The organism is Lacinutrix venerupis, assembly GCF_003663945.1.
Lineage (GTDB): Bacteria > Bacteroidota > Bacteroidia > Flavobacteriales > Flavobacteriaceae > Lacinutrix > Lacinutrix venerupis.
Map to the genome: position 1 here is coordinate 39330 of NZ_RCCH01000005.1, position 20735 is coordinate 60064.

General features: G+C 31.4%; 21 protein-coding genes. 15 read left to right on the top strand and 6 right to left on the bottom strand.

The features are described 5' to 3' along the window. Positions 1 to 91 precede the first annotated feature (91 nt). Positions 92 to 1384: an aminopeptidase P family protein gene (locus tag CLV86_RS08370; protein ID WP_121051578.1), complete on the top strand. Its 1293-nt coding sequence runs from the start codon at positions 92 to 94 to the stop codon at positions 1382 to 1384. Positions 1385 to 1477: 93 nt separating this feature from the next. On the opposite strand, the gene CLV86_RS08375 is transcribed toward CLV86_RS08370, so the two are convergent. Further along, the gene (locus CLV86_RS08375) at positions 1478 to 2806 is read right to left on the bottom strand and encodes an aspartate kinase (protein ID WP_121051580.1); all 1329 of its coding nucleotides are present in this window, start codon (positions 2804 to 2806) and stop codon (positions 1478 to 1480) included. Positions 2807 to 2909: 103 nt separating this feature from the next. On the opposite strand from CLV86_RS08375, the gene CLV86_RS08380 reads away from it, so the two are divergent. Beyond that, entirely contained in the window at positions 2910 to 3560 is a 651-nt protein-coding gene (locus CLV86_RS08380) for a hypothetical protein (RefSeq protein ID WP_076731430.1), read from the top strand. Positions 3561 to 3570: 10 nt separating this feature from the next. Beyond that, positions 3571 to 4038, top strand: coding sequence for a nuclear transport factor 2 family protein (locus CLV86_RS08385; protein ID WP_121051582.1), 468 nt, complete (start codon positions 3571 to 3573; stop codon positions 4036 to 4038). 53 nt (positions 4039 to 4091) lie between these two features. Here the strand turns inward: CLV86_RS08385 and CLV86_RS08390 are convergent, their stop codons facing one another. The 4 genes from CLV86_RS08390 to brnQ all read right to left on the bottom strand — a co-directional run bounded on the left by CLV86_RS08390 (position 4092) and on the right by brnQ (position 7580). Beyond that, the gene (locus tag CLV86_RS08390; RefSeq protein WP_121051584.1) at positions 4092 to 4472 is read right to left on the bottom strand and encodes a cupredoxin domain-containing protein; all 381 of its coding nucleotides are present in this window, start codon (positions 4470 to 4472) and stop codon (positions 4092 to 4094) included. A gap of 32 nt (positions 4473 to 4504) precedes the next feature. Beyond that, positions 4505 to 5065 carry a carboxymuconolactone decarboxylase family protein gene (locus tag CLV86_RS08395; RefSeq protein ID WP_121051586.1) on the bottom strand — a complete coding sequence of 187 codons (561 nt, stop codon included), beginning with the start codon at positions 5063 to 5065 and terminating at the stop codon, positions 4505 to 4507. Positions 5066 to 5428: 363 nt separating this feature from the next. Then, entirely contained in the window at positions 5429 to 6268 is an 840-nt protein-coding gene (locus CLV86_RS08400) for a helix-turn-helix domain-containing protein (protein WP_121051588.1), read from the bottom strand. Between the two features lie 10 nt (positions 6269 to 6278). Continuing rightward, a complete protein-coding gene (brnQ, locus tag CLV86_RS08405; protein ID WP_121051590.1) occupies positions 6279 to 7580 on the bottom strand; it encodes a branched-chain amino acid transport system II carrier protein in 1302 nt (433 codons plus the stop codon). Positions 7581 to 7643: 63 nt separating this feature from the next. Between brnQ and CLV86_RS08410 the strand changes: the two genes are divergently transcribed. Both CLV86_RS08410 and CLV86_RS08415 read left to right on the top strand, forming a co-directional pair. Then, positions 7644 to 8423 carry an alpha/beta hydrolase gene (locus CLV86_RS08410; RefSeq protein WP_121051592.1) on the top strand — a complete coding sequence of 260 codons (780 nt, stop codon included), beginning with the start codon at positions 7644 to 7646 and terminating at the stop codon, positions 8421 to 8423. 91 nt (positions 8424 to 8514) lie between these two features. Continuing rightward, on the top strand, positions 8515 to 8757 hold the full coding sequence (locus tag CLV86_RS08415) for a hypothetical protein (RefSeq protein ID WP_076731437.1): 243 nt from the start codon (positions 8515 to 8517) through the stop codon (positions 8755 to 8757). Positions 8758 to 8760: 3 nt separating this feature from the next. On the opposite strand, the gene thiL is transcribed toward CLV86_RS08415, so the two are convergent. Then, on the bottom strand, positions 8761 to 9807 hold the full coding sequence (gene thiL, locus CLV86_RS08420) for a thiamine-phosphate kinase (RefSeq protein WP_076731438.1): 1047 nt from the start codon (positions 9805 to 9807) through the stop codon (positions 8761 to 8763). 170 nt (positions 9808 to 9977) lie between these two features. Here thiL and CLV86_RS08425 point away from each other — a divergent pair, with 170 nt between their 5' ends. The 10 genes from CLV86_RS08425 (at position 9978) to sufD (ending at position 20675) form a co-directional block, all read left to right on the top strand. Then, positions 9978 to 11507, top strand: coding sequence for a choice-of-anchor B family protein (locus tag CLV86_RS08425; RefSeq protein ID WP_121051594.1), 1530 nt, complete (start codon positions 9978 to 9980; stop codon positions 11505 to 11507). 11 nt (positions 11508 to 11518) lie between these two features. Beyond that, positions 11519 to 12877 carry a choice-of-anchor B family protein gene (locus CLV86_RS08430; protein WP_121051596.1) on the top strand — a complete coding sequence of 453 codons (1359 nt, stop codon included), beginning with the start codon at positions 11519 to 11521 and terminating at the stop codon, positions 12875 to 12877. A gap of 7 nt (positions 12878 to 12884) precedes the next feature. Beyond that, the gene (locus tag CLV86_RS08435; RefSeq protein WP_121051598.1) at positions 12885 to 14246 is read left to right on the top strand and encodes a hypothetical protein; all 1362 of its coding nucleotides are present in this window, start codon (positions 12885 to 12887) and stop codon (positions 14244 to 14246) included. Between the two features lies 1 nt (position 14247). Next, the gene (locus CLV86_RS08440) at positions 14248 to 15012 is read left to right on the top strand and encodes an MbnP family protein (RefSeq protein WP_121051600.1); all 765 of its coding nucleotides are present in this window, start codon (positions 14248 to 14250) and stop codon (positions 15010 to 15012) included. Between the two features lie 8 nt (positions 15013 to 15020). Then, positions 15021 to 16088 (top strand): cytochrome-c peroxidase, encoded by a 1068-nt coding sequence (locus CLV86_RS08445; protein WP_121051602.1) that lies wholly within the window; start codon positions 15021 to 15023, stop codon positions 16086 to 16088. Between the two features lie 129 nt (positions 16089 to 16217). After that, on the top strand, positions 16218 to 16547 hold the full coding sequence (locus CLV86_RS08450) for a HesB/IscA family protein (protein WP_076731443.1): 330 nt from the start codon (positions 16218 to 16220) through the stop codon (positions 16545 to 16547). Between the two features lie 18 nt (positions 16548 to 16565). Continuing rightward, entirely contained in the window at positions 16566 to 18014 is a 1449-nt protein-coding gene (sufB, locus tag CLV86_RS08455; protein ID WP_076731444.1) for a Fe-S cluster assembly protein SufB, read from the top strand. Positions 18015 to 18054: 40 nt separating this feature from the next. Then, positions 18055 to 18459, top strand: coding sequence for a hypothetical protein (locus tag CLV86_RS08460; protein WP_076731445.1), 405 nt, complete (start codon positions 18055 to 18057; stop codon positions 18457 to 18459). 4 nt (positions 18460 to 18463) lie between these two features. Next, the gene (sufC, locus tag CLV86_RS08465) at positions 18464 to 19216 is read left to right on the top strand and encodes a Fe-S cluster assembly ATPase SufC (RefSeq protein WP_076734326.1); all 753 of its coding nucleotides are present in this window, start codon (positions 18464 to 18466) and stop codon (positions 19214 to 19216) included. A 145-nt stretch (positions 19217 to 19361) separates the two neighbouring features. Further along, positions 19362 to 20675: a Fe-S cluster assembly protein SufD gene (gene sufD, locus CLV86_RS08470; protein ID WP_076731446.1), complete on the top strand. Its 1314-nt coding sequence runs from the start codon at positions 19362 to 19364 to the stop codon at positions 20673 to 20675. The last annotated feature ends 60 nt before the right edge of the window (positions 20676 to 20735 follow it).

Consider the following 20735-nt stretch of genomic DNA (forward strand, 5'->3'; position numbering starts at 1 on the left):
TTAATTCAAGCCTCTTAGTTTTTCCGCTTGACGGAGAAAAATTAAAACACTAATTATATTCCCGTTTTCAAGGGAATAAAAATATTTTTTCATGAAATACCACAAAATAGACAGCAGCCTTTTTATAAAAAATCGTAAGAATTTTGCAAAACAAATGCAACCAAACAGTCTTGCTGTTTTTAACTCTAACGATATTTATCCTATAAGTGCAGATAGCACTTTACCTTTTCAGCAACACAGAGATATCTTTTATTTAAGTGGTGTTGATCAAGAAGAAAGTATTTTGGTATTATATCCAGACTGTCCAAACCCAAAAAATCGTGAAATTTTATTTTTAAAAGAAACAAACGAGCACATTGCTATATGGGAAGGCGAAAAATTAACCAAAGAAGCTGCTTTAGAAACTAGCGGAATAAAAACAGTTTACTGGCTACAAGACCTTGAAAAAGTTCTGGCCGAAATTATGTCTCAAGCAGATACTGTTTACATAAACACTAACGAGCATTATCGTGCAAATGTTGAAACCGAAACTCGCGAAGCACGGTTTGTAAAATGGTTAAAAGATAAATATCCTGCGCATCGTGTGGCAAAAAGCAACCCAATATTACAGCGTTTACGATCTGTAAAAGATCAAATTGAAATAGATTTAATACAAACCGCTTGTAATATTACTAATAAAGGTTTTAGAAGAGTTTTAGACTTTGTAAAACCAGGTGTAATGGAATACAATATTGAAGCCGAATTTATGCATGAGTTTTTAAATAACCGCTCTAAAGGATTCGCCTATACACCAATTGTAGGTTCTGGAAATAATGCAAATGTTTTACATTATATTGAAAATAATCAAGAGTGTAAAGCAGGCGATTTAATTTTAATAGATGCAGGTGCAGAATACGCTAACTACGCAAGTGACATGACACGTACTATTCCTGTTTCTGGAAAATACAACGAAAGACAAAAAGCTGTTTACAACGCTGTACTTAGAGTTAAAAATGAAGCTACAAAAATGTTAGTACCTGGAACAATTTGGGCAGATTACCATGTTGAAGTTGGCAAGTTAATGACTAGTGAACTTTTAGGCTTAGGATTACTTGATAAAGCTGATGTTAAAAATGAAAATCCAGATTGGCCAGCTTATAAAAAATACTTTATGCATGGTACAAGTCACCATATGGGACTAGATACGCATGATTATGGTATTTTAACAGAACCTATGCAAGCAAATATGGTATTTACTGTTGAGCCAGGTATTTATATTCCTGATGAAGGTTTTGGAATTAGATTAGAAGATGATGTTGTCGTTCAAGAAAAAGGAGAACCTTTTAATTTAATGAGAGACATTCCTATTGAAATTGAAGAGATCGAAGATTTAATGAATAAATAAAAAAATTATATACTTAAAAAAAAGCCTCTTAAACAAGAGGCTTTTTTATTCAATTATATTGACATAATACTATTATATGATGTACTAATATTTTTAAACCAAAACACCATCACTTTCAAAAACATAGCGCTGTAATTTTTGAAGTGTTTCAATTTTATCGCTAGTGTTTATTAACAGTGATATATTGTTATTACTACCTCCATAAGAAATCATTCTCACGTTAACATCTTGTAATACTTGAAATAAATTTGGTGTATCTGGATGGTATATAATAGCATTTCCAACTAAGCAAACAATACTCATATAATTGTCTACCTCAACTGTTGCAAAACGGTCTAACTCTTCTACTATTGCAGATAAATGCGTAGTATTATCTACTGTTAAAGACACAGCAATCTCAGATGTTGTAATCATATCTATAGCTGTTTCATAGCGTTCAAAAATCTCGAATACTTTTTTTAAAAAACCATGAGCCAGCAACATTCTAGCAGATTTTATTTTTATGGCTGTAATACCATCTTTTGCTGCTATTGCTTTTATACCTTCTCCATGAATTTGATTTGTAATTAATGTACCGTGCGCTTTAGGAGCCATTGTGTTTTTTAGACGTACAGGAATATCTAATGCTCTAACAGGCATTACCGTTTGTGGATGTAATATTTTGGCTCCAAAATAAGCCAACTCTGCAGACTCATCGAAAGATAGATTAGAAATAGCATTAGTATTATCTACAAAACGCGGATCGTTATTATGGAAACCATCAATATCTGTCCAGATTTGTACTTCTTCTGCATTAACTACAGCACCAATTATTGTTGCCGTATAATCGCTACCACCTCGCTGCAAATTACTTATGTCTCCTTCTGCATTTCGGCAAATAAATCCTTGCGTAATATAAATATCTGCATTTGGAGTTTCGTCCATAATTCTATTTAAATTTTGCTGGATATAAAAATTATCAGGCTCATTAGTTTTATCAATTCGCATAAAATCTAAAGCAGGCAATAATGCTGTTTTAATACCTTCTTGCATTAAATATTTACTAAATATATAAGTAGATAGTAGTTCGCCTTGAGCAACTATTTGGTTATATAATAAGCTATTATATTCCTTATTCACCAAGGACTCTAAAGTATTAAACACATCGTTTACATAAACAAAAACTGTTTTGTAAAACTGTTGATTTGTTATAAGGTTTTTAATAGTTGTATTATAACTATTCCTAAGATCGTTAACAACTATTAAAGCCTCATCTTTATTTTGGTTTTTTATATGCTCTGAAATTTTAACTAGCGCATTAGTGGTACCAGACATTGCAGATAATACTACTATTTTTCTTTGCTCATTATTAATAATTTCTTTTACATGAATCATATTCTCAATAGACCCAACAGATGTTCCTCCAAATTTTAATACTAACATTTCTATTTATTTTATTGTACGAAACTACCTCGCAAGCGTTAATTAAACATAAAAATGAAAAATATATACTACATTTGCACAAATTGTTAAATAATTAACAAAAATGAAAACTATTGCTACTTGTGTTGAAGAGATTTTAGTAACACAACCGTTTCTCGAGGAAGCATTATCACGAAGTATTATTAATTTTTCTGCCTTAGCAGAAGAATTACAAGCGCCTATTGGCGCTATGCTACGAAAACCAGTAAAAACGGGTGCTATAATGATGGCATTACGTCGCTACAATCCTCCTAAAGATTTAAGACATTCTAATCAGTTAAAATTAGTTTTAAAAAATTTAGGAGACATTACTGTACGTTCAAATTTGGTTGATTTTACATTTAAAAATTCCAAAACTTTAATTAACAGTCACAGTAAGCTATTAGAAACCATAGATAGTAATATCTTTTATGGTTTCTCACGTGGTATTTACGAAAGTAATTTGGTGATTTCAGCTTCAGAAAAACAGAAAACACAAAATTATTTTAAAAATGAATTTATGATTGGGTTACAAGAAAATCTATCTGCAATAAGTATTCGTTTACCTGAAAATAATTCTAAAATTTCTGGGTTATACTACCAAATATTTAAACGCTTTGCTTGGGAAGGTATTTCGTTATATGAAGTAATTTCTACTACGAATGAATTTACAGTTTTAGTTGAAAACGAAAATGTAGAAAAAGCTTTTTCTGCTATAAAAAGGTTGAATAATTAATATTTAATTTATGAATAATAAAGAATTAATAGAAAAATTTTACACTGCTTTTTCCAGTTGCAATGCAGAAGAAATGATTAGCTGTTACCATGAAGATGTACTATTTAAAGATCCTGCATTTGGAACATTAAAAGGGAACAATGTTTTTAATATGTGGAGAATGTTGCTCTCTAAAAAAAGTAATACTACCAAAATTACTTTTACAAACATAACAACAGAAGGAAATAAAGGCGCTGTTAACTGGACTGCAAAGTATCTTTATGGCAATAAAAACAGAAAAGTAGTTAATAATATTACTGCAAATTTCACCTTTAAAAATGGCAAAATAATAAAACATATAGACACTTTTAATTTATGGAACTGGTCTAGACAAGCACTTGGCTTTACAGGATTATTATTAGGATGGACTCCTTTTATGAAAACTAAAATTCAAAAAACCACTAGAAAAAAATTAGATAATTTTATAAGTAAAAAATAAACAAAAAGCGAGCCTCTACAAGCTCGCTTTTTTACTTAAAAACTAATTATTAATTACTCCACTACTAAAGTATACTGTGGTGTTTTATTAAAAGGACAAAAATATTTATATGTGCCTTTTGTAAGTGTCACTTCTTTTGAAGATTGTGTTTCTCCATGCTTTACCATTTTTGTTACGTAAGCATCTGCAATATGGTTTTTAGCGTTATTTGCATCTTTTCCTGCTTCTACTAAAACTAATCCTACTTCTGGCGCGGCATTTGTGTTTGTTACATTAAACACATAAGTTCCTTCTTTTAATGTTAAAGATTGTTGTGTAAATTCTCCTAACGTTTGTTCTAAGGCAACGGTTTTAACGGTTTTGTTCATTTTGTCTTGAGCTGTTGCTGTAATAGAGAATGCTACTAAAAAAATGGCGATAAATAAATTTTTCATGATTTTGTGTTTTTACTGTTTATTGTATTAAATTAATTATTTGTTACTGTAAATTTTCCTGCTTCTACACTTGGGAAATCTACTTCGGTTTCCGCAATGTGATTTACATAATTTGTTAATGTGTTTGATACTACATTAAGCACTATTTCTAAAATGTCTTCATCGTTATAACCTGCTGCTTTTACTTCTTGTATAGCTTGTGCAGAAACTTTTCCTCTATTTTTTGTTACTGTTTGCGCAAATTGTAAACCTGCTTGTGTTTTGGTATCTGCCACAATTGCTTGTCTACTTAATTCTGTTTGCTCTTCTGTTAAACCATTCATTTTTCCTATTGCTGTGTGCGCTGATAAACAGTAATTACATGAGTTTTCTTCTGCAATTGCTAATGCTAATTGTTCTCTAAATTTGTTATTAAAGTTTCCACTAGCTGTTAATTCGCCTAAACTTAAATAGGTTTGTAAGGTTGCTGGAGAGTTTCCGAATACTTTTATTAGGTTTGGTATGAAACCTAATTTGCTTTGTACTGCATTAAATAGCTCTTTAGATTTTCCTGTTGTTGTTTCTGGGTTTAGTGTTTGAATTCTTGTGCTCATAATTTTTAATTTTTTATTTATTTGTTTATTTGTTTTTTATTTCTATTTACAATCGCAAATTTTATTATCTGGTTGCGCTTCGTCGTATTCTTGAAATCCCCAACAATTTGGGCATTGTGTGTTTTGTGCTTCGCTCATAATTTGTTTTATTTTAATTACAATGCAAAGATGCGACGAGAAGAGACCTTAAAAAATGGACAAAAGTTCCTTATGCTTGGACTTACTTGTTTTTTTGGGTTTTTACAGAGTGTTGAACCTGTAATTATTGCGTGAAGGATGGAAATGGCATCCTTTTTTTTGCTGCCATATATGGCAAAAAAAAGATATAATGTACAGCCTGACCTTTAGGTCACGCCCAAAATATTAATATTCTTTTTTAAATTGAAGTGGTGATTTTAATGTTGCTTTTTTAAAGAACCTGGTAAAATAGGCTGCATCATTAAAACCTAATTTGTAGGCTATTTGCTTTACTGAATCGTTAGAGTAAATGAGTTGTCTTTTGGCTTCTAGGATAATTCTATTTTTAATAAAATCGCTAGGTGTTTGATTTCCTATTTTATTAAAATGTTTAGTTAAGGATTTTGGTGAAAGCCCTAACCTATTTGCATATTCTGTTACAGTATGAAGTGTTTTAAAGTTTTGTTCTACTAATACACTAAAGTCCTTAAAAAGCTTAGTTTCTTCGTCTTTTTTTATTGTATGATGTTCTTTTTGTACGCGAACTGCATGGATAATAAATTGCTTTAAATAAGTTTGAAGCATATCGTATTGTGCTGCCTCGCTAGTTTTAAACTCTTCTATTAAACCTTCTAATATTAATTGTAATTTTTGCGTATCGCTTTTACAAGGTTTTACAAAAGGCGTTTTGTAAACGTTATTAAATAGTACGCCATTACAAGCAACCTCCTTATCATGTGTTTGAATACAATAAAAGTCACGAACAAATGTAATTTTATATGCTGTATTAATTTTTTCGGTATCTATAGAAAACACTTGTCCTGGAGAGAGAAAAAACAAAATATTATCTTGAAAATCATAACTTTCAAAATCTATATTATATGTGCCTTTTCCTTTTTGTATCCAATAAATACTATATGCATCTACCTGTTCTGGTTTATTAAAAACACAAGCTTTTTCAAACTGTACAACACTAAGTGAAAATATATTTTTATAAGCGTATTTTTTAATGTCTTGCTCTGCCATATTGCAAATATTAATTAGATATAGCTTTAGTCGTAAAAGTTTTAAAATTTAACAAAATAAACCCAATAAAAGCTGGCAAGACCCAACCTAAACTATGTTTTGCAAATGGAATAACATCTATAACACTACTTAATTCTTTAGATGGCGTTAAAAAGCCTAAAACATCTGGAATACTAAAAACAAATGTTAGCAAAACAACAATACGAAACACTAATTTTGATGCATATTTATCTGGAAGTGCATTGAGTAAAATAAGCACAATTGTTATTGGATAAATAAATAACAAAACGGGTAACGCTATTACTATAATAGAATTAAAATCTAATTGACCTATTATTACTCCAAAAACACTAGCAATTATAGCTGTTACTACATAAACTGTTTGCGAATTATTAATTAAACCTTTAAAATAATCTGCAGTTCCTGTTACAATACCTACAGCAGTTGTAAAACATGCTAATGCTATTAATATACTTAAAACGGTATTACCAAAAGTTCCTAGTGCTTGTTTGGTAATACCTGTTAATAAATTTGCGCGTTGCATATCGCTACTTAAAGCGCTATTTACATCTATTTCTGAGCCATAAAAAGCACCAACAGCAATTAATCCAGCATAAATAATAAATAGTGCTAATCCTGCTATAAGCCCAGCTTTTTTTATAAGGTTTTTTTTCTCTTTAAAAGGAGCCTTTGTCTTTAAATTTATAGAGATTATTATTACGGCTCCCACTACTACAGCTCCTATAGCATCGAAAGTTTGATAACCTTCTAAAACACCACTTACAACAGGTGCTTTAAATTGAGTTACATTTGTTACCATTTGAGTAGAGTACAAACCTATTCCTATAACCAAAAGTAACATTAACACTATAAAAGGTGTTAAGTATTTACCTATAAGGTCTAATATTTTTGATCTATTGAGTGCAAAAATTAGCACCAAAACAAAATAGATACTACTTGTTAATAAAGGTGAAGTACCAAAATTGGGATGTATAGCTATTTCATGAGTAGCTGCAGCTGTTCTTGGAGATGGAATGGAAACAGCAATTACATATATTAAAACACAATATACTAAACTAAAAAAAGGTGATACTTTTTTACCAAAATCGTATAAAGTGCCTTGCAACTTAGCATGCGCATAAATACCAATTATTGGAATAGCAACTGCTGTTATTATAAAACCCAAAGTAACCCAAAACCAATTTTCACCAGCATTATATCCTAAAAGTGGAGGCAACAATAAATTTCCTGCTCCAAAAAATAAAGAAAATAAAGCAAAACTAGTAACAAGTAAATTTTTAGTGTTTATCATTTATTTTTAAAAAATTAAGCATTGGCAATGCTCTTAATTATATTTGTCTAATATACTTTAAAAATGATTTTAGATTACAAAGGAATACCCGTTTTTTATTCGGACACAGGCAAAGGTCAAGTTGTTGTTTTGCTTCATGGTTTTTTAGAAGACAGCTCGATGTGGGACACATTAACACCTGTATTAGCACAAAAAAACAGAGTAATTACAATAGATTTATTAGGACACGGCAAAACAGCATGTTTGGGTTACATACATACAATGGAAGATATGGCAAATGCTGTTTATTTTGTTTTAAAAACATTAAAACTTCGTAAATACATTTTTATAGGTCATTCTATGGGTGGTTATGTAGCTTTAGCTTTTGCAAAAAAACACTTAGAAAGCGTTAAAGGCTTATGTTTATTAAACTCTACATATCAAGAAGATAGTATTGAAAGAAAACAACTAAGAGCTCGCGCTAACAAAATGGCACAAAACAATTATGAAAATATGGTACGCATGAGTTTTGCCAATCTTTTTAGTGCCGAAAGTAAATTAAAATATAACGAAGTTTATAATGAAGCTTTAAAAACAGCACTTAAAACACCTATTCAAGGTTATATGTCTGCAAATGAAGGTATGCGATTAAGAGAAGATTCTTCTACTTTTTTTACTGAAGCATCATTTAAAAAAATAGTATTATTAGGTAAAAAAGATACTATTCTTGATGTTGAAAACATTCTAAAATTTACCAAAAAACACAATATTGAAAGTTATATTTTTTCAGAAGGACATATGAGCCATATCGAAAACAAAATAGATTTTATTAAACAAATTATGCTTTTTGTCGAAAAAATATAACTTTTAAACGATGATATTATTTTTTTATATATATTTAACTGCCTATTAATCAAAGTTCAAAGTCAAAATCATCTTAAAAACTTAATTAACCATGTCTGTATTTTGTAATCTATTTGGCCATAAATACGAAGTTTCAAAAAAAGTAACGTATCACGTAAAAGAGTATAAATGTTGTAATTGTAATAAGCAATTAACTACTAATGGCAATGGACAATTAGTAGAGCTTACACCAAAATATCAAGAAATTAATTCTATTCTTTCTCGAATACACAATAAAAGGCAAGCAAGATTACGTAGAGAAGAACTACATATTGCTTATAAAATGACATCTTAAATTTTAGCTATTAAAATTCTTCCAACCTTGTGCTTGCAATGGTATTTTTGTATCACCTCTAGTTACTAGATTTGCTCCAACACTTTCATCTGTTATATAACCTATAACAGTTAAATTAGGATTTGCTTTTATTTTTGGAAAATCTTTTTGAGAAATAGTCATTAATAACTCATAATCCTCACCTCCATTTAGCACAACAGTTGTACTATCTATATTAAATTCTTCGCAAGTAGAAATAACCTGAGGATCAAGTGGTAATTTATCTTCATATAAATCGCATCCTACCTTACTAGCTTTACAAATATGTAAAATTTCTGAAGAAAGACCATCGCTTACATCAATCATAGATGTTGGTTTTACATCTAAATCTTTAAGAAGTTTTACAATATCTTTTCTAGCTTCAGGTTTTAATTGACGCTCCATAATATAAGTATAAGCATCTAAATCTGGTTGGTTATTTGGGTTCACTTTAAATACTTCTTTTTCACGCTCCAAAACTTGAAGTCCCATATAAGCACCACCTAAATCTCCGGTTACAACAAGCAAATCGTTAGGTTTTGCACCTGTTCTATATACTGCATCTTCAGGATTTACTTCTCCAATTGCTGTAACAGAAATTAATAAACCAGAAGTTGAAGAGGTAGTATCTCCACCAACAACATCAATATTATATATTTTAGATGCTAAAGCAACACCTTCGTATAAAGCTTCTAAAGCCTCTAAAGGAAAACGATTTGAAACTGCTATAGAAACTGTTACCTGAGTTGCTTGAGCATTCATAGCGTAAACATCAGATAAATTTACAATTACAGACTTATATCCTAAATGCTTTAAAGGAACATAGCTTAAATCGAAATGTACACCTTCTACCAACATATCTGTAGTTACTACAATTTGTTTATTACTAAACTCTAAAACTGCAGCATCATCTCCAATACTTTTTACTGTAGATGTGTGTTTAATTTCAAATTGTTTGGTTAAGTGATCTATAAGTCCAAATTCTCCTAATTCACTTAATGGTGTACGTGCTTGATTTTTATCTTCTATCATAATGCAAAAATAAGAAGATGAATTAATAAGTAATGTAAAATTTACTTTGTTTTTTCTGCATAAAAAATAACATCCAAACTTTACAACCCTGTATTTTCATACTATAAACCAACATTTTATCTTTATTTTTCGTTAATTTCGCAAACCATCTTTAATTAAGATTAAGCCTCATGTTTAAAAATTACTTTTTATTTCTACTTGTTTTTACTTCTTATTCATTGCTTTCGAATGCCCAAACTCCTTGCGAATCTGGTATGGCAGATATTTATCCTTGTAATGATTATGATTTAATGTCTAGAATACCAATTTCCACACTTGCAACAACTTCTGGAAACCCAGAAGGTAGTGACATTTGGGGATGGACAGATCCATTAGACGGAAAAGAATATGCCATAATTGCAACAACAAATAGTACGGCTTTTGTAGATATTACAAATCCTATTAATCCTGTATTTTTAGGACGTATAGAAACTGCAAATGGAAACAATTCATTTTGGAGAGACGTTAAGGTGTATAACAACCATGCTTTTATTGTTGCAGATAACGTTGGAAATCACGGTATGCAAATATTTGATTTAACAATTTTAAGAAATGGTGTTGATGCAGATCTAACCTATGATGGCAACCAAGTTTTAAGATTTCAAGGAAATGGAGGCGAAGGAGAAATTACTATTGGTAGCTGCCACAACATTGTTATAAATGAATTTGAAGGTATTGCTTACTTAGTAGGTTGCGGTTCTGCAAATGGAGGAGGTCCAATTTTTGTAGATATTTCCAACCCATCAAATCCAAATGTTATTGGAGATTATACTGCTGGCGGATATTCTCACGATGCACAAGTAGTTACATACACAGGTCCAGATACAGATTATTACGATCCTGCAAATGGCATAACTGGAAGACAAATTTACATAGGAAGTAATGGAAACTCGGATACTGTAGTAATTTTAGATGTTACAAACAAAAACAATATTATTCCAATAGGAACTTTCTCTTATCCTCAAATATCTTATGCGCATCAAGGTTGGTTTACAGACGATCAACGTTATTTTATTTTGGGAGATGAAACCGATGAACAATCTTTTGGGAACAATACGCGTACTTTAATTTTCGATTTCCAAGATTTAGATGCTAATTTTAACAATCCTGCTTTAAATTTAATTAATGATTATTATGGACCAACTGCTGCTATAGACCATAATGGGTATGTTAACGGAAATAAATTTTATATGGCAAACTATAGAGCTGGTTTACGTGTTTTAGATGTACCAACATTAATATCGACTAATAATTCTAATGCCGAAATTGGTTATTTTGACACTTTCCCGTCAAGCAATAGCGCTAACTTTAATGGTGCATGGAGTGTTTATCCTTATTTTTCAAGTGGAAATATTATTATTAGCGATATAGAAAGTGGCCTATTTATAGTAAGAAAAAGTGGTACTTTAAATACAGCTAATTTTAAATTACAAGAAAATTTTCATTTATCTCCAAATCCTACAACTTCGACTTCGACTTTAAAAGGTGATAAAAATAATATTATTAAATCTATTGAAATCTATACTATTCTTGGCCAAAAAGTATATAAAAAGAACAATATTAACAGTCAAGAATTCGTTTTACCTGTAAGCGATTATTCAGCAGGAGTTTATTTAATAAAAATTAATAATACAATTACCAAAAAACTGGTAATTGAATAATAAATCTAAAAATGAAAAACACTACATCATACATAATAGTTTGTATTATTGTATTATTTACATTAAATAACTGTTCAAACGATGATACAGGTAATTCCATTATTCAAATTAGTGATGTAGACGGCGATGGAATACCAGATGCACAAGATAATTGTTTAAACACTCCTAATCCTAACCAAGAAGATGCTAACAATAACGGTATAGGAGATGCTTGCGAATCTAGCATTACCGCTTTAACTCCTTGTGTAAATGGTATGGCAGGCATATATCCTTGTAATGGCATAGATTTGTTATCTGCTATAAGCGCAGAGGTTTTAGGCGGAAGCGCAGGTATAAATGGCGCAGATATTTGGGGATGGACGGACCCAACTAATAACAATGAATACGCTATAATAGCTTTAACAAATAGTACTGCCTTTGTAGATGTTACAGATCCTGTAAATCCTCTTTTTTTAGGACGTTTAAACACCAACGCTGGTACAAACGCTTGGAGAGACGTTAAAGTCTATAACAACCATGCTTTTATAGTTGCAGATAATGTCGGAAATCATGGTATGCAGGTTTTTGATCTAACTAGATTAAGAAATGTACCAAATGCTCCCGAAAGTTTTACTGCAGATACTGTTTATACAGGAGTTGGTAGCTGCCATAACATTGTTATTAACGAAAGTGAAGCTGTTGCCTATTTAGTAGGCTGTACTTCAACAAATGGCGGAGGTCCTATTTTTGTAGACATTTCCAATCCTCTTAATCCAACTTTTTTAGGCGATTATTCAGCTGGAGGTTACTCTCACGACGCTCAAGTAGTTACATATAACGGGCCAGATTTAGATTATACTGGCAGACAAATATATGTTGGAAGCAATGGTAACACAGACAAAGTTGTTATACTTGATGTTACAGATAAAAATAATGTAATTCCAATTAGCGACTTTACATACCCACAAATAGATTACGCACATCAAGGTTGGTTTACAGACGATCATGCCTACTTTGTTTTAGGTGACGAGTTAGATGAAGATGAATTTGGATTCAACACAAAAACTTTAATCTTTAATTTAACAGATTTAGATAATCCATCATTATCATCAACTTTTTTTGGACCAACAACTGCTATAGATCATAATGGTTATATTAAAGGAAACGAATTCTACCTTGCTAATTATAGAGCTGGATTAAGAATATTAGATATTACTAATATTTCTGCATCATCAAACGCAATGGTAGAAACCGCATTTTTTGACACTTTTCCGGACAATGATAATGCAAATTTTAATGGTGTTTGGAGTGTATACCCTTATTTTGAAAGCGGAAATATTATTGTTAGTGATATTGAAGGTGGATTATTTGTATTAAGAAAAAGTAATTAATTTTTAAATGAACTATAATAAAAACGTACTATTTTATCTATCTCTTATTGGAATTACTATCATATCAATAAGCTGTAAAAACGATGATGGAGATATTGCTGTAATTACAGAAAATAATACTTCTGCTACCGGTCTAGTTACTGCTGTAAAAACATTTGGAGGCTCTATTAACGACAGCGCTCAAGAAATTGTAAGTACCAGCGACGGAGGTTATGCTGTTTTAGGCTTTACACAAAGCATGGATGGCGATATTATAGATAAACAACATGAAAGTTATAATTTTTGGGTTTTAAAGTTTAATCAAGATAATGAAATAGAATGGAATAAAACCTATGGTGGAACGGGCGATGATAAAGGAGAAGACATTATTCAAACTAATGATGGCGGTTATGCCATTTTAGGAGAAAGTTTTAGCAATAATGAAGATGTTTCTAGCAACAATGGTCAAAATGATTTTTGGTTTGCAAAGCTAGATGCTTCAGGAAATATTTTATGGCAAAAGTCTTTTGGATACCAAGGTGCAGATTACGGAATTTCAGTTATTCAAACTAATGATTCCGGCTACTTAATTACCGGAGTATTAGATGTTACAGCCTCCAATGGAGAAGGCAATACAAAGCAAAATAATACAAATCATGCAGGAGGAGATTATTGGGCAATAAAATTAGATAATTCTGGTACTTTACAATGGAGTAAATATTATGGTGGCTTACTTTCCGATACACCACAAAATGTAGTACAAACAGAAGACAATGGCTATATTATGGTGGGAAGCTCAGATAGCGACGATACTGATATTTCTAACAATATTGGCTCTTATGATTTTTGGGTTGTTAAAATTTCTGAAACAGGCAATATTGAATGGGAAAAATCTTTTGGAGGAGAAGAAATAGACGATGCCTGGTCTATAGTTAAGTCTAGCGATGGAAATTACTTAATAGCAGGAGACACTAGAAGTAATAATGTAGATATTTCAAATAATATTGGTGCGGCAGATTTATGGCTAATTAAAATTTCTCCTTCAGGCGAATTACTTTGGGAAAAAACCTTAGGAGGAACAAGTTTTGATGCCGCAAGAGATATTTCTGCAACACAAGATGGCGGATTTTTATTAGCCGGAAGCTCAAGAAGTAGCGACGGAGATGTTTCGCAAAATAAAGGACAAAACGATGTTTGGGCACTTAAAATAAACAGTGTTGGCAACATAGAGTGGGAAGCTACAATTGGAGGAACCAACATAGATTATGGTTATGGCATTACCGAATTAAACAATAAAAAAGTTGTTGTAGTTGGTGACACCTACAGTAACGATGAAGATATTACTGAAAACAAAGGATTCTCAGACTTACTAATTATTAACATTGATTAAAATGAAAAAAACATTCATCTTATTATTATCTACCTTTTTAATTTTTGCTTCTTGCGCAGAGGATAACGATGATAATTTAGTTGCTAATGCAAATGTAAATTTTACGTTTTCTCATACTTGGGACAATACAATAATAAATAATAACAATCTAACTACAGAAACAGTAGTAAATGCCAATGGTGAATCTATAAACATTACAAGACTAAGGTATCTTGTTTCAAGGTTACAATTAACAAATACTGCTGGAGAAACGTATAGCTTTGATGGATATAAATTTACAGATTTAGAAGCACCAAACACCTATAATTTTACACCAGTAAACAATACTATTCCAACTGGAACTTACACCTTAAAATTTGTTTGGGGATTTAATGAAGAAGATAATATTGACGGTACTTATTTAGATTTAAATAGCGCTTCTTGGAATTGGCCAACAATGTTAGGTGGTGGTTATCACTTTTTACAGTTTGATGGTATGTATAATGTAGACACCTCACCTAGCCCGTTTAATTTCCATAACGGAACCGCTCGTGTAGACACAGATAACTTCGAACAAAATTTTGCAATTATTGAATTAGAAACACCTATTGTAATAACAAATAATACTACAATAAATGTAAACATGAATATTGCAGAATTTTTTAAAAACCCAAACACGTGGGATTTAAATGTTTTAGACACACCATTAATGCCTAATTATACTGCTCAAAAAATGATACAAGAAAATGTTTTAAGTGTATTTAGCATAACAAATGTTACACAGTAAACTAATTTATGAAAAATTGGTTTATATATATAATATTAATTATTTCTATTTCGGCTTGCTCTAAAGAGAGCGAACCAGATACAGAAACTTATGAGCCTACTCCACTTTCATTAGATATTCCTGAAATATTTAAAAACAACATCATCCCACCAGTAATACCAATTAACAATCAACTAACAGTTCAAGGTGTTGCATTAGGTAAAAAGTTATTTTATGATAAAAAACTTTCGGGAGACCAAACTATGGCTTGTGCCTCTTGTCATTCTCCACAACACGCATTTACAGACAATACATCTACAAGCGCTGGAATAGATGGCACTTTTGGAGACAGAAACTCTATGCCATTATTTAATTTAGCTTGGAATTATAACGAGCGCTTTACTTGGGATGGAGAGGAGCTAAGCCTAGAACGTCAAGCATTAGAACCTGTTCAAAACCCTATAGAAATGCATAGTGATTGGGACAACGTAGTAGATAGGCTGCAAAGCGATGCAGAGTATCCAGAATTATTTCGTTTAGCATTTAAAACTTCAATAATTACAAAAGAGCTCACCACCAAAGCTATAGCTCAATTTGAGCGCACACTTATTTCGGCAAATTCAAAATTCGATAAATTTTCATTAGGTCAAGCAACGCTTACACCTCAAGAACAAAATGGCTTAAATGTTTTTATGGACGAAGATAGAGGAGATTGCCTCCATTGTCATGGAAACCCAAATAATCCGCTATGGACAGATAATTCTTTTCATAACAATGGCTTAGATGCCACATTTACAGATTTAGGTTTAGGAAGTGTTACTGGAGATGAAAACGATAATGGCAAATTTAGAAGCCCGTCGCTTAGAAACCTTGCCTATACAGCTCCTTATATGCATGATGGCAGATTTGAAACTTTAGACCAAGTTATAGAATTTTACAGCACAGGACTACAAGATTCTGAAACCATAGATCCACTTATGAAAAAAGTAGAATTTGGTGGTGTTAATCTTTCAGAAGGAGACAAAGCAGATTTAAAAGCTTTTTTATTATCACTTTCAGACCCATCATTTCTTACCAACCCTGACTTTCAAGAGTAAGAAAACACAAAGAAAAAAGGCTATAAAAAACACCTATTTAACCATATGCTAATATAATGTTAGGTTGTATGGTAAACACAGACCAATATTGTATCTTTGCAACCTATTTAGATAATTCTATATAAGAATATGATTAAAGTTTCTGATACAGCTAAAAAGAAAGTCGTTGAACTCATGACAGATGACGGCTTTAATCCAAACGAACATTTCGTTCGTGTTGGTGTTAAAAGTGGAGGTTGCTCTGGTTTATCTTACGATTTAAAGTTTGATAAAATCAAGGAAGAAGATGATAAAGTTTTTGAAGATAATGATGTAAAAATCATAGTCGATAAAAAAAGCTTTTTATATCTTATTGGCACCACTTTAGAATACTCTGGAGGTTTAAACGGAACAGGTTTCGTGTTTAATAATCCAAACGCAAACCGTACCTGTGGTTGTGGAGAATCATTTTCATTATAAAAATTGAAAGAACGTATTATGTCGAAGTACACTGAAGACGATTTAAGAGAAGAATTAAAAACAAAGGAATACGAGTACGGTTTCTATACCGATATAGAATCTGAAACTTTTCCTATTGGTTTAAACGAAGATATTGTTCGTGCTATTTCTAAGAAAAAAGAAGAGCCAGAGTGGATGACCGCATGGAGACTAGAAGCTTTTAGAGTTTGGGAATCTATGGAAGAACCAGATTGGGCAAATGTTAATTACACCAAACCAGATTTTCAAGCTATTGCTTATTATTCTGCTCCAAAATCTATAGACCCAAACAAAACATTAGACGATGTAGATCCAGATTTACTAGCAATGTATAAAAAGTTAGGAATCTCTGTAGACGAACAAAAGAAAATGAACAATATTGCTATGGATATTGTTGTAGATTCTGTTTCTGTAGCAACAACCTTTAAAAAAACTCTCGCAGAAAAAGGTATTATTTTCATGCCAATTTCTGAAGCCATACAAGAACACCCAGAATTGGTTAAAAAATATATTGGTACAGTTGTTCCAACTAAAGACAATTTTTATGCAGCATTAAACTCTGCAGTATTTAGTGATGGTTCTTTCTGTTATATTCCAAAAGGCGTAAAATGCCCAATGGAGTTGTCTACATATTTTAGAATTAACCAAGCAGGAACAGGACAATTTGAGCGTACATTAGTAATTGCAGACGAAGGTAGTTATGTTTCTTACCTAGAAGGCTGTACAGCTCCTAGTCGTGATGAAAACCAATTACACGCTGCAGTTGTAGAGCTTATTGCGCTTGACGATGCAGAAATAAAATACTCAACAGTACAAAACTGGTTTCCAGGAAATGCAGAAGGAAAAGGTGGTGTTTATAACTTTGTAACCAAAAGAGGTTTATGCGAAAAAAATGCTAAAATCTCATGGACTCAAGTTGAAACAGGAAGTGCTGTAACATGGAAATATCCAAGTTGCGTTCTAAAAGGAGATAATTCTGTAGGTGAATTTTATTCTATTGCTGTAACAAATAATTATCAACAAGCAGATACAGGAACAAAAATGATTCATTTGGGAAAAAACACCAAATCAACCATTATTTCTAAAGGTATCTCAGCTGGAAAATCTCAAAATTCATATCGTGGATTAGTACAAGTAAGCTCTCGTGCAGAAAACGCACGTAACTTTAGCCAATGTGATAGTTTACTTATGGGTAACGAGTGTGGTGCACACACATTCCCATATATAGAAGCAAATAACAAAAGTGCTATGATAGAGCACGAAGCTACAACAAGTAAAATTGGTGAAGACCAAATTTTCTATTGTAACCAACGTGGTATCGATACCGAAAAAGCAATAGCATTAATTGTAAATGGCTTTAGTAAAGATGTATTAAACAAATTACCAATGGAATTTGCAGTAGAAGCACAAAAACTATTAGAAATTAGCCTTGAAGGTTCTGTAGGATAAAAGTTACACCAAATAGCAAGTTGTTTTTAAATAAATAAAAATGAAAAAAATATTAACCTTACTGCTTATGTTTTCCATTTTTACAAATTGTAAAAATGATGCAAAAACAGAAACACCAATAGACGATACAAATAAAACAGTAGAACAAAACGATGGTTTAACCACATTAAATGGTGAGTTTTCTTATTATGAAGACGCTGCAGTTTTACAAGTTGGAAACAGCGCTATATACGGTGTTGTATTAAATGAAAAAATGCACGAATTACATAAAATGGGAAAACCATTTAGAACAGAAGATACAGATGGTGTACTTGTTCAAGTTCGTGGTAAAATAATACCAAAACCAGAAGGTGAAGAAGGATGGCCATATAGTATTGATATTAAAGAAATTATTAGTGTTAAAGAACCATCTGTAAAAAAAGAAGTGATTAAAATTGGAAAATAAAACTATGTTACAAATAAATGATTTACACGCAAGTGTTGACGACAAATCTATTTTAAGAGGTATTAACCTTGAAGTAAAAGCAGGCGAAGTTCATGCAATTATGGGACCTAATGGTTCAGGTAAAAGCACTTTAGCTTCTGTAATAGCTGGAAAAGAAGAATACGAAGTCGAGAAAGGACAAATTGTTTTAAATGGAGAAGATTTAGAAGACTTAGCTGCCGAAGAACGTGCACACAAAGGTATTTTCTTATCATTTCAATATCCTGTAGAAATACCTGGAGTCTCTGTAACAAACTTTATAAAAACAGCAATAAACGAAACTCGTAAAGCAAAAGGCTTAGAAGATATGCCTGCAAAAGATATGCTTAAACTTATTCGTGAAAAATCCGAATTATTAGAAATAGATAGAAAATTCTTATCGCGTTCTTTAAACGAAGGTTTTTCTGGAGGAGAAAAGAAACGTAACGAAATTTTCCAAATGGCAATGCTTGAGCCAAAGTTAGCCATCTTAGACGAAACAGATTCTGGTTTAGATATTGATGCACTTCGTATTGTTGCCAATGGAGTAAACAAATTAAAATCTAAAGACAATGCTGTTGTAGTAATTACACATTACCAGCGTTTATTAGATTATATAGTTCCAGATTTTGTACATGTTTTATTAGATGGACGTATTGTTAAATCTGGTGGAAAAGAATTAGCGCACGAACTTGAAGAAAAAGGTTACGACTGGATTAAAGAAGAAGTGAACGCATAAAATAGTAAGCAGTAATCAAATTAAGTAGGCAGTTACTTACTAAAATTTGATTACCCATGTTTAATTATAAGTAGGCAGAAAACAGAAACAGTATACCAAAAAGTAAACTGAAAACTGAAAACTGAGTACTGAAGACTTAAAAATAATGAGTTTAAAAGAAAAATTAGTATCATCCTTTTTAGCATTCGAAAATGAAGTCGATGTTGATTCGCATATACACAATATTCGAAATGAAGCTATTAAAACATTTGAAGCCAAAGGTTTTCCATCAAAAAAAGAAGAAGCATGGAAGTACACATCGCTTAATAGTGTTTTAAAACACGATTATAGTGTATTCCCGAAGCAAGAGAATGCTATAGATTATAAAGACATAAAAAAGTATTTTATTCACGATATAGATACTTATAAAATTGTATTTATCGATGGAAAATATTCTTCTCATTTATCACAAGTAACACACGATGGTATAGATGTATGCTTAATGTCTGCTGCTTTAAATAAGCCAAAGTATAGATTAGTTATCGAAAATTATTTTAATAAAATTGCAACTAAAGATAGCTTATCTTCACTAAACACAGCATTTTCTAACGAAGGAGCTTACATACATATTCCAAAAAACAAATTGGTAGAAAAACCAATTCAAATTATACACTTTTCTACAGGAAACGAGGCTGCATTATTGCTTCAACCTAGAAATTTAATTGTTGTAGACGAGAATTCTCATGTACAAATAATTGAGCGTCACCAAAGTTTAACAGATAATCCTGTTTTAACCAATAGTGTTACAGAAATTTTTGCTAATAAGCGTGCAATTGTAGATTACTACAAAATCCAAAACGATAATAAAAATGCTTCTTTAATAGATAGCACTTTTGTAAACCAAAAAGACCAAACTAACTGTTTTGTCCATACTTTTTCTTTTGGAGGTAAATTAACACGTAACAACCTTAACTTTTACCAAAATGGTGAACGTATGGACTCTACCATGAAAGGTATTACCATTATTGGAGATAAGCAACATGTAGACCACAACACATTAGTACATCATATTGAGCCAAATTGCGAAAGTCACCAAGATTATAAAGGTATTTTTGCAGACAGTGCAACTGGTGTTTTTAATGGTAAAGTAGTTGTTGAAAAAGAAGCGCAAAAAACTAACGCATTCCAGTCTAATAATAATATTTTATTAAGCGATAAAGCATCGATAAACACAAAACCTCAATTAGAGATTTTTGCTGATGATGTTAAATGTTCTCACGGTTGTACCATTGGACAATTAGATGAAAGTGCACTGTTTTACATGAAACAACGTGGTATTCCAGAGAAAGAGGCAAGAGCCTTATTAATGTTTGCTTTTAGTAATAACGTTTTAAGTTCTGTAAAAATTCCAGAATTAAAACAACGTATTACTAAAATAATAGCAAACAAGTTAGGTGTTAATATAGGTTTCGATTTGTAGACTACAAAAAGCTTTATATTAGATAAAAAGCCTCAAACTTAATATGTGTTTGAGGCTTTT

Excerpts from the sequence above, each read along its gene's own strand:
- brnQ (WP_121051590.1), bottom strand. The coding sequence starts at position 7,580 with ATGATAAACACTAAAAATTTACTTGTTACTAGTTTTGCTTTATTTTCT.
- CLV86_RS08415 (WP_076731437.1), top strand. The coding sequence starts at position 8,515 with ATGTCTGTATTTTGTAATCTATTTGGCCATAAATACGAAGTTTCAAAA.
- sufB (WP_076731444.1), top strand. The coding sequence starts at position 16,566 with ATGTCGAAGTACACTGAAGACGATTTAAGAGAAGAATTAAAAACAAAG.
- CLV86_RS08440 (WP_121051600.1), top strand. The coding sequence starts at position 14,248 with ATGAAAAAAACATTCATCTTATTATTATCTACCTTTTTAATTTTTGCT.
- CLV86_RS08460 (WP_076731445.1), top strand. The coding sequence starts at position 18,055 with ATGAAAAAAATATTAACCTTACTGCTTATGTTTTCCATTTTTACAAAT.
- CLV86_RS08435 (WP_121051598.1), top strand. The coding sequence starts at position 12,885 with ATGAACTATAATAAAAACGTACTATTTTATCTATCTCTTATTGGAATT.
- CLV86_RS08445 (WP_121051602.1), top strand. The coding sequence starts at position 15,021 with ATGAAAAATTGGTTTATATATATAATATTAATTATTTCTATTTCGGCT.
- CLV86_RS08395 (WP_121051586.1), bottom strand. The coding sequence starts at position 5,065 with ATGAGCACAAGAATTCAAACACTAAACCCAGAAACAACAACAGGAAAA.
- CLV86_RS08450 (WP_076731443.1), top strand. The coding sequence starts at position 16,218 with ATGATTAAAGTTTCTGATACAGCTAAAAAGAAAGTCGTTGAACTCATG.
- CLV86_RS08390 (WP_121051584.1), bottom strand. The coding sequence starts at position 4,472 with ATGAAAAATTTATTTATCGCCATTTTTTTAGTAGCATTCTCTATTACA.
- CLV86_RS08430 (WP_121051596.1), top strand. The coding sequence starts at position 11,519 with ATGAAAAACACTACATCATACATAATAGTTTGTATTATTGTATTATTT.
- CLV86_RS08380 (WP_076731430.1), top strand. The coding sequence starts at position 2,910 with ATGAAAACTATTGCTACTTGTGTTGAAGAGATTTTAGTAACACAACCG.
- CLV86_RS08375 (WP_121051580.1), bottom strand. The coding sequence starts at position 2,806 with ATGTTAGTATTAAAATTTGGAGGAACATCTGTTGGGTCTATTGAGAAT.
- CLV86_RS08425 (WP_121051594.1), top strand. The coding sequence starts at position 9,978 with ATGTTTAAAAATTACTTTTTATTTCTACTTGTTTTTACTTCTTATTCA.
- CLV86_RS08385 (WP_121051582.1), top strand. The coding sequence starts at position 3,571 with ATGAATAATAAAGAATTAATAGAAAAATTTTACACTGCTTTTTCCAGT.
- CLV86_RS08410 (WP_121051592.1), top strand. The coding sequence starts at position 7,644 with ATGATTTTAGATTACAAAGGAATACCCGTTTTTTATTCGGACACAGGC.
- CLV86_RS08370 (WP_121051578.1), top strand. The coding sequence starts at position 92 with ATGAAATACCACAAAATAGACAGCAGCCTTTTTATAAAAAATCGTAAG.
- sufC (WP_076734326.1), top strand. The coding sequence starts at position 18,464 with ATGTTACAAATAAATGATTTACACGCAAGTGTTGACGACAAATCTATT.
- CLV86_RS08400 (WP_121051588.1), bottom strand. The coding sequence starts at position 6,268 with ATGGCAGAGCAAGACATTAAAAAATACGCTTATAAAAATATATTTTCA.
- sufD (WP_076731446.1), top strand. The coding sequence starts at position 19,362 with ATGAGTTTAAAAGAAAAATTAGTATCATCCTTTTTAGCATTCGAAAAT.
- thiL (WP_076731438.1), bottom strand. The coding sequence starts at position 9,807 with ATGATAGAAGATAAAAATCAAGCACGTACACCATTAAGTGAATTAGGA.